Origin of the sequence: Pseudomonas borbori, from assembly GCF_900115555.1 — a bacterium.
GTDB lineage: Bacteria > Pseudomonadota > Gammaproteobacteria > Pseudomonadales > Pseudomonadaceae > Aquipseudomonas > Aquipseudomonas borbori.
This window is the reverse complement of sequence record NZ_FOWX01000017.1, coordinates 91,757-108,089: the sequence shown is the minus strand read 5'-3', so window position 1 is coordinate 108,089 and position 16,333 is coordinate 91,757. Positions and strand designations below refer to the sequence as shown.

Annotated in this window: 18 protein-coding genes; 11 read left to right on the top strand and 7 right to left on the bottom strand. The window is 64.2% G+C overall.

Annotation, left to right across the window (positions count from 1 at the left end):
- Positions 1 to 517: 517 nt before the first annotated feature.
- Positions 518 to 838 carry a hypothetical protein gene (locus BM315_RS14195; protein WP_090502053.1) on the bottom strand — a complete coding sequence of 107 codons (321 nt, stop codon included), beginning with the start codon at positions 836 to 838 and terminating at the stop codon, positions 518 to 520.
- A 229-nt stretch (positions 839 to 1,067) separates the two neighbouring features.
- Complete coding sequence (locus BM315_RS14190; RefSeq protein ID WP_090502050.1) at positions 1,068 to 1,649, bottom strand: DUF6436 domain-containing protein; 582 nt, start codon at positions 1,647 to 1,649, stop codon at positions 1,068 to 1,070.
- A 177-nt stretch (positions 1,650 to 1,826) separates the two neighbouring features.
- On the opposite strand from BM315_RS14190, the gene bipL reads away from it, so the two are divergent.
- Positions 1,827 to 2,759 (top strand): phospholipase BipL, encoded by a 933-nt coding sequence (gene bipL / locus BM315_RS14185; protein WP_090502047.1) that lies wholly within the window; start codon positions 1,827 to 1,829, stop codon positions 2,757 to 2,759.
- Between the two features lie 27 nt (positions 2,760 to 2,786).
- Here the strand turns inward: bipL and BM315_RS14180 are convergent, their stop codons facing one another.
- Positions 2,787 to 3,554 (bottom strand): hypothetical protein, encoded by a 768-nt coding sequence (locus BM315_RS14180; protein ID WP_090502045.1) that lies wholly within the window; start codon positions 3,552 to 3,554, stop codon positions 2,787 to 2,789.
- 86 nt (positions 3,555 to 3,640) lie between these two features.
- Between BM315_RS14180 and BM315_RS14175 the strand changes: the two genes are divergently transcribed.
- Complete coding sequence (locus tag BM315_RS14175) at positions 3,641 to 4,264, top strand: 2OG-Fe(II) oxygenase (RefSeq protein WP_170862221.1); 624 nt, start codon at positions 3,641 to 3,643, stop codon at positions 4,262 to 4,264.
- A 373-nt stretch (positions 4,265 to 4,637) separates the two neighbouring features.
- Positions 4,638 to 5,156, top strand: a complete 519-nt coding sequence (locus BM315_RS14170; RefSeq protein WP_090502043.1) for a 2-thiouracil desulfurase family protein — start codon at positions 4,638 to 4,640, stop codon at positions 5,154 to 5,156.
- Positions 5,157 to 5,259: 103 nt separating this feature from the next.
- Here BM315_RS14170 and serA read toward each other — a convergent pair whose 3' ends face one another.
- Positions 5,260 to 6,489: a phosphoglycerate dehydrogenase gene (serA, locus tag BM315_RS14165; protein WP_090502040.1), complete on the bottom strand. Its 1,230-nt coding sequence runs from the start codon at positions 6,487 to 6,489 to the stop codon at positions 5,260 to 5,262.
- 188 nt (positions 6,490 to 6,677) lie between these two features.
- Here serA and BM315_RS14160 point away from each other — a divergent pair, with 188 nt between their 5' ends.
- The 5 genes from BM315_RS14160 (at position 6,678) to BM315_RS14140 (ending at position 11,370) form a co-directional block, all read left to right on the top strand.
- Positions 6,678 to 8,072, top strand: a complete 1,395-nt coding sequence (locus BM315_RS14160; protein WP_090502038.1) for an FAD-binding oxidoreductase — start codon at positions 6,678 to 6,680, stop codon at positions 8,070 to 8,072.
- 103 nt (positions 8,073 to 8,175) lie between these two features.
- Positions 8,176 to 8,841: a fumarylacetoacetate hydrolase family protein gene (locus BM315_RS14155; RefSeq protein ID WP_090502036.1), complete on the top strand. Its 666-nt coding sequence runs from the start codon at positions 8,176 to 8,178 to the stop codon at positions 8,839 to 8,841.
- A 103-nt stretch (positions 8,842 to 8,944) separates the two neighbouring features.
- The gene (locus tag BM315_RS14150) at positions 8,945 to 9,877 is read left to right on the top strand and encodes an SdiA-regulated domain-containing protein (RefSeq protein WP_090502033.1); all 933 of its coding nucleotides are present in this window, start codon (positions 8,945 to 8,947) and stop codon (positions 9,875 to 9,877) included.
- A gap of 120 nt (positions 9,878 to 9,997) precedes the next feature.
- A complete protein-coding gene (locus BM315_RS14145) occupies positions 9,998 to 10,345 on the top strand; it encodes a NirD/YgiW/YdeI family stress tolerance protein (protein ID WP_090502031.1) in 348 nt (115 codons plus the stop codon).
- Between the two features lie 104 nt (positions 10,346 to 10,449).
- Entirely contained in the window at positions 10,450 to 11,370 is a 921-nt protein-coding gene (locus BM315_RS14140; protein WP_090502028.1) for an SdiA-regulated domain-containing protein, read from the top strand.
- A 26-nt stretch (positions 11,371 to 11,396) separates the two neighbouring features.
- Here the strand turns inward: BM315_RS14140 and BM315_RS14135 are convergent, their stop codons facing one another.
- Both BM315_RS14135 and rpiA read right to left on the bottom strand, forming a co-directional pair.
- Positions 11,397 to 11,729, bottom strand: coding sequence for a YegP family protein (locus BM315_RS14135; protein WP_090502026.1), 333 nt, complete (start codon positions 11,727 to 11,729; stop codon positions 11,397 to 11,399).
- A 65-nt stretch (positions 11,730 to 11,794) separates the two neighbouring features.
- Positions 11,795 to 12,466, bottom strand: coding sequence for a ribose-5-phosphate isomerase RpiA (gene rpiA / locus BM315_RS14130; protein ID WP_090502024.1), 672 nt, complete (start codon positions 12,464 to 12,466; stop codon positions 11,795 to 11,797).
- Between the two features lie 254 nt (positions 12,467 to 12,720).
- Between rpiA and ilvA the strand changes: the two genes are divergently transcribed.
- Positions 12,721 to 14,235, top strand: coding sequence for a threonine ammonia-lyase, biosynthetic (gene ilvA / locus BM315_RS14125; RefSeq protein WP_244527305.1), 1,515 nt, complete (start codon positions 12,721 to 12,723; stop codon positions 14,233 to 14,235).
- A gap of 116 nt (positions 14,236 to 14,351) precedes the next feature.
- Complete coding sequence (locus tag BM315_RS14120) at positions 14,352 to 14,792, top strand: DUF2269 family protein (protein WP_090502020.1); 441 nt, start codon at positions 14,352 to 14,354, stop codon at positions 14,790 to 14,792.
- 264 nt (positions 14,793 to 15,056) lie between these two features.
- Here the strand turns inward: BM315_RS14120 and BM315_RS14115 are convergent, their stop codons facing one another.
- Positions 15,057 to 15,710 (bottom strand): histidinol-phosphatase, encoded by a 654-nt coding sequence (locus tag BM315_RS14115; protein ID WP_090502018.1) that lies wholly within the window; start codon positions 15,708 to 15,710, stop codon positions 15,057 to 15,059.
- A 138-nt stretch (positions 15,711 to 15,848) separates the two neighbouring features.
- Between BM315_RS14115 and BM315_RS14110 the strand changes: the two genes are divergently transcribed.
- Positions 15,849 to 16,328 carry an RNA pyrophosphohydrolase gene (locus tag BM315_RS14110; RefSeq protein ID WP_079203695.1) on the top strand — a complete coding sequence of 160 codons (480 nt, stop codon included), beginning with the start codon at positions 15,849 to 15,851 and terminating at the stop codon, positions 16,326 to 16,328.
- Positions 16,329 to 16,333 lie beyond the last annotated feature (5 nt).

Below are 16,333 nucleotides of genomic sequence, written 5' to 3'. Positions count from 1 at the left end.
CGCCCTGGCGAACAAACTGGCCCGCATTGCCTGGGCGATTGCCGTTAAGCACACTCGATATGAAGCCGAGCCAAACGGCTTGACCGCCTGACCCTACTGACTGAGCAGTACCACGACGACCTTTTCCGGTTTTGCGATAGCTGAATAGACGATGACGTGAACGGCCCACCGGCCTGATGAAGAACCTGATGTAAAAACTGGCTTTCGAAGCCGCCAACGTTTTCAGGATCCTCAGGCGCGACTCTCATCGAGGCGCGGAGCTTGCTCCACCAAGACGCCGGATAGATTTAGGCAAGCCTAACGCTCATCGCTGATCAGTATTGCAAAAGTGGGGGTGACCATAGATTTTTACACAGTCTGGGCCGACTCCGGCCCGTCACGACCGGTAGCAGTCGACCCCAACCTGACGCTTAGCAGCATCGGTATCGTGGTTCCCGATTCTGCTCATTAGTCGGTCCTGCATAGTTGATAGTGGCCTGTCCCTATTGTCCATGAGCCAGCCTGCATCGCCTTGGCCTCAGAGCGAGGCGCTGCGCCGAATGTAGCCAAGCTTCTCTTCCGACAAGCCCGCCAGCTGCGCCTCCTGGACGCGTTCTTCACGAATCAGCTGACCGAACACGAAGAGCAACTGCGAGTAGCGATAGTCGTATTTGCGGTCGATCTCGCGTTGCTTGCGCGCCAGGTATTCCTGGAGCGGCCAGATCTCCTGCGGCTGCGTGATGGCGGCGGCTCTTGCCTTGAAGTCGGCCATGATCTCGGCCAGTTCGGTTGTGAGCGCCGCCTCGAATACGTGGTGCGCGAGTTTCTTCTCGGCGGCGGACCACTTGAGGTCGTGCATGGAGGCTCCTTGCTGGTGCGGCGGCCCTGGGTGAATTTGGGATATTCGGGGCTTGGCCGCGATATGGCCTCTGTTGGAGCCCCGACTGCGCTTCGATTAAAGCCCTTCACTGGCCCATGATTCAACCCGGTCGGCGTCTTTACGCTTGGAAATCCGGGCCGCTGGCCTTCGGCAATCCGGGGCAGGCCATGGCGCGGAGTTGAGCCGGGCTGCCCCTGAATGCCCGGAGTCAGTCGGCTGGCTCCGTTGGCCACTGGCAGAAGCAGCCCACCGCCATGGTGTTGCTGGCGTTGACCGGGCGTCCGGCGTTCAGGGCTTCGAGGATCGGCTCGATGAAACTGTTGCTCGAGTTACAGGTGAGGCCTTCGCTGTAGGGGCCGAAATAGGCCAGTTGGCCCTGCTGGTCCCAGATCGCCACCGCCGGGCTGGCCGGTATGTCGGCGCTGCCGGGGAGCGAGGTGATAGTCTGTATGGCGCTCAGGGTGGCCGGTAGCCGGCCCTTGCTGCCGGGCTTCTGCACGGCATGGAAGCTCACGCCGAGGGGAGCGAAGTGCTCGATCAGTTCGGCCAGGTGTTGCTGGTTGCCGATGTTGCACGGGCAGGCCGGGTCCCAGAAATGCACCAGGCGAATCGGCCCGGGGCCGGCCAGTTCGGCGGGCAGGCGCAGTTCAGCGCCGGCGAACAGCGCGGCCTGCTGGTCGAAGCTGCGCAGGTAGCGCGCCTCGAACCACCAGAAGGCGGCGAGCATGGCGGCTATCCAGATCAGCGCGATGCAGCTGACGAGCAGGGTCTTGCGGCTGGGGCGGGGCATGGCACTATCGGTCGATGAAAGGATGCGTAGCTTGCCATGCCTTGTCTGGCAGCAGAATATCTTTAACCAACCGCCGGTTGCTGGAAGACGGCGTGCTGCGTCGCGAGTAGGTCCTGCGCGATACCAACGTTGTTTGACCGGCCGCACGGGAAGTCCGCCTGATTGATGGAAAGCTTTATGTCAGAACGTTTTCAGCCCGCAGATCTGCTCGCCAATCTGCGCCCCCTGGCCGCCGCGACGACGGCACTGCCGCATGAGCAGGCGTACCGGCGCTTTTACGGTTTCGCGCAGTTGCCGACCGAGGGCAGTCTGCTCGGCTATTTCCAGGTCGGCGCTTACCGGATTGTCGCCCAAGTCTGGTGGCCGCAGGCGCCACGGGCGACCTTGCTGTTGCTGCATGGTTATTACGACCACAGCGGCCTGTATCGCCATGTGATCGAATGGGCGCTCGGCCTGGGCTTTGCCGTGCTGGCGGTCGACCTGCCGGGCCACGGCCTGTCCAGCGGTGCGCGTGCCAGCATCGACGACTTCGCCGAGTATCAGCTGGTGCTGCAGGGCGCGCTGGAGCAGGCCGCCGCACTCGATTTGCCGCAGCCCTGGCACCTGTGCGGGCAAAGCACCGGCGGCGCCATCCTGATCGACTACCTGTTGACCGGCACGCCCGCACCCGAGGTGGGCGAGACGATTCTGTTGGCGCCGCTGGTGCGGCCGCGGGCCTGGGCCTGGTCGCAGCTGAGCTATCGCCTGTTGAAGCCCTTTGTCAGTGAGATTCCACGGCGCTTCAGCGACAACTCGAGCGACCCCGAGTTTATCGACTTCGTGCACAACCGCGATCCGTTGCAGGCGCGCAGCCTGCCAACCGCCTGGGTCGGCGCACTGAGTCAATGGGTGCCGCGGATCGAGGGTGCGTCGCGCAGCGCGCGCAGCCCGTTGATCATCCAGGGCGAAGCGGACATGACTGTGGACTGGCCGCACAACCTGGAGCTATTGCAGGACAAGTTCGCCGCGCCGGAGATCTTGCGCCTGGCCGAGGCGCGCCATCACCTGGCCAACGAATCGCCGGACCTGCGTCAACTCTATTTCGATTTTCTCCGCGAGCGCCTGGCCTGATCGGTTGGCTCGCCGCGCGAGATCCCGTCAGATTCCCTGCGGTGGCGGTGCCAGGTTGGCGCTGCTCTGGCCGACTGCCAGGCCGGCGCGGATTGCCGCCAGGGCCGCCTGGTAGTAGGCCTGGCCTTGTGCCGACTGGGCGAAGCCGACGAATTCATCCAGCTCCGGGTCGGACAGGTCGCGGTAGACGTGCAGCAGGGTGTTGTCCAGGTCCGCACCGATCTGTTCCATCAGGCGCTGACGCTGGGTGTTGAGCAAGGTTTGCGCGCTATCGCCGCCGAACAGGCCGGGGAGCATCTGGCTCAGGCTGTCGGCTGCGACGCCGGCCAGGGCCAGGCTGACCTCGGCGCCAGCCTCCTTGGCCGGCAGCGCCTGGGCCAGGTGACGGATCAGCAGGCGGCGGGTGGCGCTGGCCTCGATACGCGGCAAGCCATCGGCGTACCGGGCCAATTGATCTTTGCGGGTGGCGAGCAGTTCGGCGGCGATGATCTTGCGCCCCAGTTCCGACTGGAAAAACTGCAGGGCGGGCTGCGGGTCGACGAGGTTTTGCCGCAGGCTCTGCTGGGCGCGTTGATCGATCGCCAGCGGGGCAAAGCGCTGGTTGCTGTTGTTCACCAGCGCCTCATACACCGCTGGCGGCAGGCTGCTGCGATAGCGCGCCTGGGCGGCGCTCAGGGCATCGTTGAAATGCGCGCGTTGTTGCGGCCAGCCTGCTGCCTGATAGAGCTGAATTTGCGCATCCGCCAGGCTCGGCAGGCTGAGGAACAACAGGAAAACCATGAATAAGGCGCGCATACGGACTCCGGTCTAGCGGGCGACTATTTTCGATGGCTTGACGGAGCTTGTCGAGGCATAGACCGCGGGCTGATAGAATCGCCGGCATGACTATTTCAACTGATTCCGCACTGTTAGCGCGCATCGTCGACGACCTGGCCGAACAAGGCTGGTCGCTGCAACCGCTGTTCGCACCTCAAGCTCTGACCCTCGAACTGGTCGATGAGTGCCGCAAACGTGCCGCGCAGGGTGATCTGACCCCGGCCAGCATCGGTCGTGGCGCTGGCCAGGAGGTGCGCGAAGGGGTGCGTGGCGACCATATTCAATGGCTGGATGCCGGTTTGTCGCCTGCTTGCGACCAGTATCTGGCGCTGCTGGACGGGCTGCGTCAGGCGCTCAACCGTGAGCTCTACCTGGGCCTGGAAGATTTCGAGTGCCACTTCGCCCTGTATCCGCCCGGCGCCTTCTATCAGAAACATGTCGATCGCTTCCGCGATGACGACCGCCGCGCGGTGTCGGCCGTGTTCTACCTCAACCCCGATTGGCAGCCCGAGCAGGGCGGCGCCCTGCGCCTGTACCTGGCGGACGAGACGACGCGCGATGTACAGCCGCAGGCCGGCAACCTGCTGGTGTTCCTTTCCGCCGACATGCCCCATGAGGTGTTGCCGGCCAGCCGCGAGCGCTTGTCGCTGACCGGCTGGTTCCGGCGCCGCGGCGACGGGGTGGTTTAGGCCGGCACCCGGGGGCATGCCGCGCAACTTGTGGGAGGCGCGCCCCCGCGGCGAATGCAGCCCGCAGGGCTGCCTAGCTATCGCCTGGCGAGCACCGGTTAAAAGCTCGCCCCGAGGTCGGGCCTCCCACAGGCGTGTAGGGTGGATGACGCCTTTTTCATCCTCCAGCGCAGTGGGTGGATGGGTAAGCGTCCGCTACGCGCCCCGATCCACCCTGCGAGGTCGCAGGTCTTGCAAATAAACACAGGATCTACGGGGAGCGTGCCCTTGGCCACGATTGGCGGTGAGGTCGAAGTCGCCGGTGGATCAGGCTCGGGCGTTTGCTTTACGCAGCACGAAACCTGTCAAAGGTGGTCAAGCCCCGGGAGGCTCTATGCAGAAGATACTGGTCAGTCGCTGCCTGCTCGGCCATGCCGTGCGCTATGACGGCGGCGCCCACGGCCCCTTCGATCTGCTCCGGCGCTGGCAGACCGAGGGCCGGGTGGTGGCGCTCTGCCCGGAAGTCGCCGGCGGTCTGCCGACGCCACGGCCGGCGGCGGAAATCCCCTCGGGCCAGGGCGCGCAAGTGCTCGACGGCCGGCTGCCGGTACTGACTATCGAGGGCGAGGATGTCACGGCGGCCTTCGTCGCCGGTGCCGAGCAGGCCCTGGCTCTGGTCCGCCAGCACGGCATCCGCCTGGCCCTGCTCAAGGCGCGCAGCCCGTCGTGCGGCAACCGCGAGAACTACGACGGCAGCTTCGGCGGGGTGAAAGTCGCCGGCGAGGGGGTGACCGCCGCCGCGCTCAGGCGTGCCGGGGTGCGGGTGTTCAGCGAGGAGGAGCTGGCCGCCGCCGAGGCGGCGCTGCGCGAGTTGGAAGCCTTGTGGGAGGGGCCGGGCGGCGCTCCGCTTTAGCCGCGCCAGCAGGCGATCGCCGCTAAAGCGCCTCCCACAGGGTCGCGGTATCGCACATGAAAAAGGGAAGCCGAAGCTTCCCTTTTTTGCATCGCGGCAATGCTTAGAACAGCACGCGGCTGCGGATGGTGCCGTTGACGTGTTGCAGTTTTTCCAGCGCCAGGTCGGAGTACTCGGCGTCGACGTCGATCACCACATAGCCGACCTTGTCGTTGGTCTGCAGGAACTGGCCGGAGATGTTGATGGCGTTTTCGGCGAACACCTTGTTGATCTCGCTCATCACGCCCGGCACGTTCTGGTGGATGTGCAGCAGGCGGTGCTTGCCCGGGTGCGCCGGCAGGGCGACTTCGGGGAAGTTGACCGAGGACACCGAGGTGCCGTTGTCGCTGTACTTGACCAGCTTTTCCGCCACTTCCAGGCCGATGTTGGCCTGCGCCTCGGCAGTCGAACCGCCGATGTGCGGGGTCAGGATCACCCGGTCCAGGCCGCGCAGCGGGCTCTCGAATTCCTCGTCGTTGGACTTCGGCTCGACCGGGAACACGTCGATGGCCGCGCCGATCAGGTGCTCGTCCTTGATCGCCTGGGCCAGATGCTCCAGCTCGACCACGGTGCCGCGGGCGGCGTTGATCAGGATGCCGCCCTTCTTCATCGCGCGGATTTCCTGCTCGCCGATCATCCACTGGGTGGATGGCAGCTCCGGCACGTGCAGCGAGACGATGTCGCACAGGCCCAGCAGGTCATGCAGCTTGGCGATCTGGGTGGCGTTGCCCAGCGGCAGCTTGGTCACGGTGTCGTAGAAGAACACCTGCATGCCCAGGGCTTCGGCCAGTACCGAAAGCTGGGTGCCGATCGAGCCGTAGCCGACGATGCCCAGCTTCTTGCCGCGGATCTCGAAGGAGTTGGCCGCGCTCTTGATCCAGCCGCCGCGGTGACAGGAGGCGTTCTTCTCGGGGATGCCGCGCAGCAGCAGGATGGCCTGGGCCAGCACCAGCTCGGCCACCGAGCGGGTGTTCGAGTAAGGCGCGTTGAATACCGCGATGCCGCGTTCACGAGCCGCGTCGAGGTCGACCTGGTTGGTGCCGATGCAGAAACAGCCAACCGCTACCAGCTTGCTCGCGCAGTCGAAGATTTCGGCGGTTAGCCGGGTGCGCGAGCGAATACCGATGAAGTGCGCGTCGGCGATCTTTTCTTTCAGTTCGTCGTCGGACAGTGCGCCCTTGTGGTACTCGATGTTGCTGTAGCCGGCAGCCTTCAGGGTGTCCACGGCATTCTGGTGGACGCCTTCGAGAAGAAGGAACTTGATCTTGCTCTTGTCGAGAGAGGTCTTGCTCATCGGAGTACCTGTTGTCCCACAAAATAGTGTCAGGAGGGGCGTCAGCGACAGCGCTGACCGAACCCGGCAAATCGGTGCGGGAGGCACGATTCGCGGGATGCGTATGCTAGCATGATCTCCTTTTTCCATGCTCGGTTGCGACCTGAATGGTTCTCAGGGCGACCATGAATTGTTTGAGAGTTCACTTGATGACTACTGCCGTCCTGATCGAAGAGCTGAAGACCCTGGTCGAACCCGGAAAAGTGCTGACCGACGCCGATTCCCTCAACGCCTACGGCAAGGATTGGACCAAGCATTTCGCTCCGGCCCCTTGCGCCATCGTCTTTCCCAAGAGCATCGAGCAGGTCCAGGCCATCGTCCGTTGGGCCAACCAGCACAAGGTCGCGCTGGTGCCGTCGGGCGGGCGCACCGGGCTGTCGGCCGCGGCAGTTGCGGCCAACGGCGAAGTGGTGGTGGCCTTCGACTACATGAACCAGATTCTCGCCTTCAACGAGTTCGACCGTACCGCGGTCTGCCAGCCCGGCGTGGTGACCAAGCAGCTGCAGCTGTTCGCCGAAGAGCAGGGGCTGTACTACCCGGTGGATTTCGCTTCCAGCGGCTCCAGCCAGATCGGCGGCAATATCGGCACCAATGCCGGCGGGATCAAGGTGATCCGCTACGGCATGACCCGCAACTGGGTGGCCGGCCTGAAGGTGGTCACCGGCACCGGTGAGCTGCTGGAGCTGAACAAGGATCTGATCAAGAACGCCACCGGCTACGACCTGCGCCAGCTGTTCATCGGCGCCGAAGGCACCCTCGGCTTCGTGGTCGAGGCCACCATGCGCCTCGACCGCGCGCCGCAGAACCTCACCGCCATGGTCCTCGGTGCGGCCGATTTCGATTCGATCATGCCGGTGCTGCACGCCTTCCAGAACAAGCTGGACCTGACCGCCTTCGAGTTCTTCTCCGACAAGGCCCTGGCCAAGGTCATGGCCCGCGGCGATGTACCGGCGCCGTTCGACACCGAGTGCCCGTTCTATGCGCTGCTGGAATTCGAGGCGACCAGCGAGGCGGTGGCCGAAGCGGCCCTGGCCACCTTCGAGCATTGCGTCGAACAGGGCTGGGTGCTTGACGGGGTGATGAGCCAGAGCGAGCAGCAGCTGCAGAACCTGTGGAAGCTGCGCGAATACATCTCGGAAACCATCAGCCACTGGACGCCGTACAAGAACGACATCTCGGTGACCGTCAGCCAGGTGCCGGCCTTCCTCCACGATATCGACGCCATCGTCACTCAGCACTATCCGGAGTTCGAGATCGTCTGGTTCGGCCATATCGGCGACGGCAACCTGCACCTGAATATCCTCAAGCCGGAAAACCTGTCCAAGGACGAGTTCTTCGCCAAGTGCGCCACGGTCAACCAGTGGGTGTTCGAGACCGTGCAGAAATACAACGGCTCGATCAGCGCCGAGCACGGCGTCGGCATGACCAAGCGCGATTACCTGCATTACAGCCGCTCCGAGGCGGAAATCGGCTACATGAAGGCGATCAAGGCGGTGTTCGATCCGAACGGCATCATGAATCCCGGAAAAATTTTCCCGCTCTGATCCCGTAGGGTGCGTGGGGCCGCCCAGGCCGTGCGCACCAGAAAACCCGCACAGGGCAATGACGGTGCGCGCGGCACACCCTACCGAAACCTAGGAGTCCCTGATGAGTTATCAGCACCAGTATGTCGACGGTACCCATATCCACTTCCCCATGGGCAAGGTGGTGTGCATCGGCCGCAACTACGCCGAGCATGCCGCCGAGCTGAACAATCCGGTGCCCACGGAGCCGCTGCTGTTCATCAAGGCCGGCAGCTGTGTGGTGGCGCTGGACGAGGGGTTTGTCATTCCCGACGACCGCGGCGATGTGCACTACGAGGCGGAAATCGCCGTGCTGATCGGCAAGCCGCTTTCGCGCACACCGGATGCCGAGGAGGTGCGCGACGCCATTTCCGGCTTCGCCCCGGCGCTGGACCTGACCCTGCGCGACCTGCAGGCCAAGCTCAAGGCCAAGGGCTATCCCTGGGAAATCGCCAAGTCCTTCGACGGCGCCTGCGTGCTGGCGCCCTTCGTGCCGGGCGACGCGCTGGAAGACCTGGGCGATATCGGCATCCGCCTGAGCATCAATGGCGAGGTGCGTCAGGACGGCAACAGCCGCGACATGCTCAACCCGATCCTGCCGATGATCCAGCACATCGCCGGCCACTTCAGCCTGCAGCCGGGCGACGTGATCCTCACCGGCACGCCGGTCGGGGTCGGGCCGTTGCACAAGGGCGACGAACTGGTGCTGGAGCTGGTCGGTCACTCGCGCTTCGCCAGCCGCGTGCTGTAAGCGGCCAGTCAGGTACGGGGCGCCTGGAGGCGCCCCTGTCGATAATCGAATCTTAAGCTTTGCCCGCTAGTCTGACGGCCATGGTTTTCTCGAGTCGTGGCCGATGCCTGTCCCGTTCCTTCGTTTCATGCCCCCGCGCCGGTGGGTGCTGTTGTTGCTGGTCGTCGCCACGGCATTGCTGGTCGACTTTCTGCGCCTGGATGAGCGCGCCTGGTTCTGGCTCAAGGAAGGTCGGCTGAGTGTTGCCGAGCAGCAGGCGAGCATCTGGTTGCCAGGCTATCGGGTGGTCGTGCAGGGCAGGACGCTGGCCGGCCTGGCGCGGGACGAAACCTCAGGGCTGAGCTACAACCCGGCCAGCGACACCCTGTTCACAGTGACCGGCAGAAATCCGCAACTGGTGGAGTTGTCGTTGGCAGGCGAGGTGCTGCGGCGCATTCCGCTCACTGGCTTTTCCGATCCCGAGGGGGTCGAGGTCATCTCCGGCGGCCGCCTGGCGATCATCGATGAGCGTCGGCGCAGTCTGACGGTACTCACTGTCGATGACGACACGCGGAGCCTGGATGCCGGGGACTACCCGTCGTTCGATCTGGGCTTTGCCGATTCCGGCAACAAGGGCTTCGAGGGGATCGCCTGGGACTCACTCAACCAGCGCCTGCTGCTCGGCAAGGAACGCGGCCCGCTCGGGCTGTTCAGCTTGCCGTTTGCCGGCGAAGACGGCGCCGCCGGGACGCTGCAGGCCTTGCCCTCGAAGCGCGCGTTCGTGCGCGATATCTCGTCGTTGAGTTTCGATGCGCGCACCGGTCACTCCCTGGTGCTTTCCGACGAGTCGCGTCTGCTGCTGGAGCTGGATGGCCAGGGCCGGCCGGTCAGCTTTATCAGCCTGATCGGCGGTCTCAACGGTTTGCATCGGAGCATCAAGCAGGCCGAAGGCGTGACCATGGACGCGGCGGGCAACATCTACATAGTCGGCGAACCCAATCTGCTCTATGTGTTCAGCAAGGACGCGCCGGTGGTGCTGCCCACGCAGGTCGAATGAGTGGCCTGACGACCTTGCATGCGGGTGCGCTGGTTAAGTTTGGCTTAAGCCCTGATTAAGCCTGGCTTCAGTCTCAGCCTCTAATCTGACCCGGTCATTTAACGATTAGAGGTTCACGCCATGAAGCGTTCCATACTTGTACTGCTGCTTGCCCCACTGTTCTCAGCCGCGGTCTTGGCCGAAGGTTATACCGGCCCCGGCGCCATCACCCAGGTCAGCACGGTGGCTGCTGCGCTGGACGCCGCCGACGATACCCCGGTTGTGCTGCAGGGCCAGATCGTCAAGCGTCTGCAAGACGAACTCTACGAGTTCAAGGATGCCAGCGGCACCATCCAGGTCGAAATCGACGATGAGGATTGGCCGGCGCAGGCTGTTTCCGAAAGGGCTATGGTCAAACTGACCGGCGAGGTCGACCGTGACCTGACCAGCCGCGAAATCGATGTCGATAGTGTCGAGCTGATCAACTGAAAACCGGCCGCGACGCGCGGCTGACCCGCACAACCACGCCAGCCCGAGGCTTTCGCTTCGGGCTGGCGTGGTTGTGCGTTGCGCAATCTGAGAGTGGAAACGCGATGCGCCCTATGGTTACCCGCAAACACTTGGCCCTGGGGCTGTTGCTGGCGGTGCTGCTGGTGCTGGGTTGGCTGGCCCAGGACTACCGCCTGTTCGAGCGTGCCTGGTTCAATGCGCAGCAATGGCGCCATCTGGCGCAATGGCAGGACAGCTCGATCTGGCTGACGGACTACCGGGTGGCGATCGAGGCGCAGCCGATCGTCGGCCTGGACGACGATGTCTCGGCGCTGACCTACGACCCGGATCGGCGCAGCCTGTTTACCGTCACCAACCAGAATTCGGAATTGGTCGAGCTGTCGCTGGACGGTCGTGTCCTGCGCCGGGTCAGGCTGATCGGTTTTGGCGATGCCGAGGCGGTCGAATACATCAGTCGCGGCCTCTACGTGATCACCGACGAGCGTCGTCAGCGCCTGATCAAGGTGCGCCTGGACGAGGACACCCGCGAGATCGATGCGGCCAACGCCGAGCAACTGTCGCTGGGCATCGAGCTGAGCGGCAACAAGGGCTTCGAGGGCCTGGCTTACGACCCGCTCGGGCAGCGCCTGTTCGTCGCCAAGGAGCGCGATCCGCTGCGGATCTACGAGATTCATGGCTTCCCGCACGGCGACCCGGACCAGCCGTTTGCCGTGCATGTGGTCGACGACCGGAAGCGCGACGCCGGGCTGTTCGTGCGCGACCTGTCGAGCCTGCAGTTCGACCGGCGCACCGGGCACCTGCTGGCGCTGTCCGATGAGTCGCGCCTGGTGCTGGAGCTGAATGTCGCCGGCAAGCCGATCAGCAGCCTGTCGCTGTTGGCCGGGCAGCAGGGGTTGAAAACCACGGTGCCGCAGGCGGAAGGGGTGGCCATGGACGATGACGGCAACCTCTATCTGATCAGCGAGCCGAATCTGTTCTACCTGTTCAAGAAGAAAGCCGAGTGATCACCCGGCCTTCGTCTGCCGGTACTTCAGCTGTCGTCGTGCAGGGCCGCTGTCGGTGCATTTTTCTTCACCGCCTCGACGCCGTTCTGGCAGCCGGCCTCGCTGGCATATAGCTGGCTCTGGCCGACCACCTGGCCATTGGTGGCCTTGAGCACGAAGTGAAACTTGCCGCCGGCCGCGGGTTTGACCTCGAAGGCGCCCTCGCGCTGCGCGTTGTTCTTCACCGACTCGATGCCGTTGAGGGCCGAGGGTTTGCTCTTGTACAGCTCGCTGGTGAGGATGATCTCGCCGTTGCCGGCGAGCAGGTTGAAGTGGAACTGACCGTCCTTGGCTGTCTTCAGGTGGAATTTGCTGGCCATGTGGAGCTCCTGAACGTGGGGACTACCCCAGCAAGCCTAGCTCCGATTGTGTATCCGGCCAGCGCTCAGCGGGTCAGGGTTTTCACCCCGTCGGCGGTGCCGAGCAGCAGCCGATCCGCCGGGCGGGCGGCGAACAGGCCGTTGGTGACCACGCCGACGATATTGTTGATCTGCGCTTCGAGTTCGCCTGGGTTGACGATCGACAGGTTGTAGACGTCGAGGATCTGGTTGCCGTTGTCGGTGATCACGCCCTCGCGGTACACCGGGTCGCCGCCGAGCTTGACCAGTTCGCGGGCGACGTGGCTGCGCGCCATGGGGATCACTTCCACCGGCAGCGGGAAGGCGCCGAGCACCGGCACCAGCTTGCTGGCGTCGGCGATGCAGATGAAGGTCTTGGCCACGGCGGCGACTATCTTCTCGCGGGTCAGCGCGGCGCCGCCGCCCTTGATCAGGTTGAGGTGCTCGTCGCTTTCGTCGGCGCCGTCGACATAGAACTCCAGGTCGCTGACCGTATTCAGCTCGTACACCGGAATCCCGTGGCCTTTCAGGCGCGCGGCAGTGGCTTCGGAGCTGGCCACGGCGCCGTCGAACTCGGCCTTGTGCTGGGCCAGGGCATCGATAAAGCAGTTGGCGGTGGAGCCGGTGCCGACCCCGACGACACTCTTGGCGTCGAGCTGGGGGAGGATGAAGTCGACGGCCGCCTGGGCGACTGCTTGTTTGAGTTGGTCCTGGTTCATCGCGGGTTCTGCGCCTGGAGGAATGGAGTCGGAAGGCGCGAATTATAGCGCGTGAGCGCGGTAAAACCTTGCCGGGTGTCAGTAGGGCGCACAGGCAACAGCTAGCCCGGATGCAATCCGGGAAAAATCGCAATGACGCCCCGGATTTCATCCGAGCTACGAAGCTGCGGCGCACGCCTGCATTCTCGGTGGTTTCCCGGCCAAGCCCTGGGGTAGACTCGCTGATTCCTCGAAAAGCCGCCTGCGATAACGCCATGCTCGAACAGTACGTCAAGATGATCCTCACCTCGCGCGTCTACGACGTCGCGGTGGAAACCCCGCTGCAAGCCGCCAGCCAGCTGTCCGAGCGTCTGGGCAACCAGATTCTGCTCAAGCGCGAAGACCTGCAGCCGGTGTACTCGTTCAAGATTCGCGGCGCCTACAACAAGCTGGCGCAGCTCTCGGCCGAGGAGCGCGCGCGCGGGGTGGTCACCGCCTCGGCCGGCAACCATGCCCAGGGCCTGGCCCTGGCAGCCAAGGTGCTGGGGGTCAAGGCGACCATCGTGATGCCCAAGACCACCCCGGAGATCAAGGTCCAGGGTGTGCGCTCGCGCGGCGGCAAGGTGGTGCTGCACGGCGACAGCTTCCCCGAGGCGCTGGCCTATTCGCTCAAGCTGGTGGAAGAGAAGGGCTACATCTATGTCCACCCCTATGACGACCCGCACACCATCGCCGGCCAGGGCACGGTGGCCATGGAGATCCTCCGTCAGCACCCCGGCCAGCTCGACGCCATCTTCGTCCCGGTGGGCGGCGGCGGCCTGATCGCCGGGATCGCCGCCTACGTCAAATACCTGCGCCCAGATATCCGCATCATCGGCGTCGAGCCGGACGACTCCAACTGCCTGCAGGCCGCCATGGCCGCCGGCGAACGGGTGGTGCTGAGCCAGGTCGGGCTGTTCGCCGACGGCGTGGCGGTGGCGCAGATCGGCCAGCACACCTTCGATGTCTGCAAGGATTATGTCGACGAGGTGATCACTGTCAGCACCGACGAGATCTGCGCGGCGATCAAGGACATCTACGACGACACCCGCTCGATCACCGAGCCAGCCGGCGCGCTGAGCGTCGCCGGGATCAAGAAGTACGTCGAGCGCGAAGGCTGCAGCGGCCAGGTGCTGGTCGGCATCGACTCGGGCGCCAACGTCAACTTCGACCGCCTGCGGCATGTCGCCGAGCGGGCCGAGCTGGGCGAGAAGCGCGAGGCGATCATCGCCGTGACCATTCCCGAGCAGCCGGGCAGCTTCAAGGCGTTCTGCGAGGCGATCGGCAAGCGCCAGATCACCGAGTTCAACTACCGCTACCACAGCGACAGGGAAGCGCACATCTTCGTCGGCGTGCAGACCCACCCGGAAAGCGACCCGCGCGCGGCCCTGGTGGAGAGCCTGCGTGGCCAGGGCTTCCCGGTGGTCGACCTGACCGATAACGAACTGGCCAAACTGCACATCCGCCATATGGTCGGCGGCCATGCGGCGCGGGTGCGCGACGAGGTGGTGTTCCGTTTCGAGTTCCCTGAGCGGCCGGGCGCCCTGTTCAACTTCCTGCAGAAGCTCGGTGGGCGCTGGAACATCTCGATGTTCCACTACCGCAACCATGGCGCCGCCGATGGCCGGGTGGTCGCCGGCCTGCAGGTGCCGGAGGCCGAGCGCCATCTGGTGGCGGCGGCGCTGGACGCGATCGGCTATCCGTACTGGGACGAGAGCGACAATCCGGCTTACACACTTTTTCTTGGCTGATTGGTCGGCGGGACCGCAATCTAGGCGGCCGTGCGCGGTTGCGTTCAGCTCCGCTCGGCCCATGCCATTGCGCAACGACTTACTGCGTCGCTAATCCGACAGAGAACACAACCGTTATGGATCCATACCTGTTACTGCGCATCGCCCACAGCCTGCCCGCCATCCTCCTGCTGCTCGGCGTGCTGGCTCATGTCTTCATGCTGTGGAAGGCCCGGCGCGGCGGCGATGCGGCCATCCTGCAACGCAAGTTGCGGCGTACCCGGATGATCAGCCTGCCGCTGCTGGGGCTGCTGGCGTTGAGCCTGCCGGTCAGTGGCTGGGGCCTGGTGGACATGGTCGGCTGGCCCCTGGGGCAGACCTGGTTGCTGCTCGGCAGCATCCTGTTCGCGCTGATGATGCTCTGCGGCCTGTTGCTCGCCGGGCGCCTGGCCGCCTGGCAGGCGCTGGGTGAGGCGCCGGCCTCCAGCCGCCTGCTGGGTTTCACCGCCGCCTATGCCGGGCTGATGGTCCTGCTGTTGCTGGTGATCATGGGCCTGATGGGCGCCAAACCGGCTTGAGTAACTGCGCCAACAAAAACGCCGCCTGACCAGGCGGCGTTTTTGTTGGGGGCCCCGAATACAGGACCGTAGGATGGGTTAGGCGCCCACAAATTGTCCTGTTACCAGCAGAATAACCGCGCCGTAACCCATCATGGATTTCAGCCACGACAACCGGATGCAGGTATAAATCGCTCGATGGGTATCGCTGCGCTCATCCTACGCGGCCCGACGGATCGCCGCCCGCACCATCCTACGGGCAACCTACAAGGGACAGGCGCTTTACTAGCGCAGGGAAATAATCGGCCAGCCGCGTTTCTCGGCTTCGCCGCGCAGCTTGGGGTCGGGGTCGACGGCTACCGGGTGACTGACCTGTTCCAGCAGCGCCAGGTCGTTCATCGAGTCGCTGTAGAAGCAGCTGTCGGCCAGGCTGAAACCGCTTTGCGCCAGCCAGCGGTTGAGGCGGGTGACCTTGCCTTCCTTGAAGCAGGGCACGTCGGTGGTGCGCCCGGTGTAGCGGCCGCCTTCCATCTCGCACTCGGTGGCCAGCAGGGTGTCGACGCCCAGGCGCGCGGCAATCGGTGCGGTGACGAAGCGGTTGGTGGCGGTGATGATCAGCAGCTTGTCGCCGGCGGCGCGGTGCTCCTCGAGCAGGGCTTCGCCCTTGGCCAGGATGATCGGTTCGATGCAGTCGCGCATGAACTCGCGGTGCCACTGCTCGAGTTGCGCCATCTCGCTGCGGCCGAGGATCGCCAGGCTGAAGTTCAGGTAGTCGCGGATGTCCAACCGACCGGCCAGGTAGTCTTGGTAGAACTGGTCGTTGCGCGCCTTGTAGGCCGTGCCATCGAGAATGCCGCGCGCGCACAGGTAATCGCCCCAGGCGTGATCGCTGTCGCCGCCGAGCAGGGTGTTGTCGAGATCGAATAAAGCCAGACGCACAGAGCACCTTTGAGCAAAACCTAGAAGGGCGGTCAGGATAACGGCTTTTATCCGGCCTGCCCATTCGGGTGCTCGCGTTGCTGCTGTTATGACCTTTGTGGAACAATGCCGGAACATGCGTTTACGAGGTTGTGCGCCGTGATCGATCCTGATGGTTTTCGCCCCAATGTCGGCATTATTCTGACCAACGATGTTGGCCAGGTGCTCTGGGCGCGCCGGATAAACCAGGACGCCTGGCAGTTCCCGCAAGGCGGGATCAACGACTATGAGTCACCGGAAGAAGCGCTGTACCGCGAACTCAACGAAGAAGTCGGCCTGGAGCAGCAGGATGTGAAAATTCTCGCCTGCACCCGGGGTTGGTTGAGGTATCGTCTGCCCCAGCGCCTGGTTCGCACCCACAGCCAACCGCTGTGCATCGGCCAGAAACAGAAGTGGTTCCTGCTGCGTCTGACCTCGGACGAACAGCGGGTGCGCATGGACCTGACCGGCAAACCGGAGTTCGATGGCTGGCGTTGGGTCAGTTACTGGTACCCGTTGGGCCAGGTGGTCACATTCAAGCGCGAAGTCTATCGCCGCGCCCTCAAGGAACTCGCTCCGCGCCTGCTGGCACGGGACTGATACGG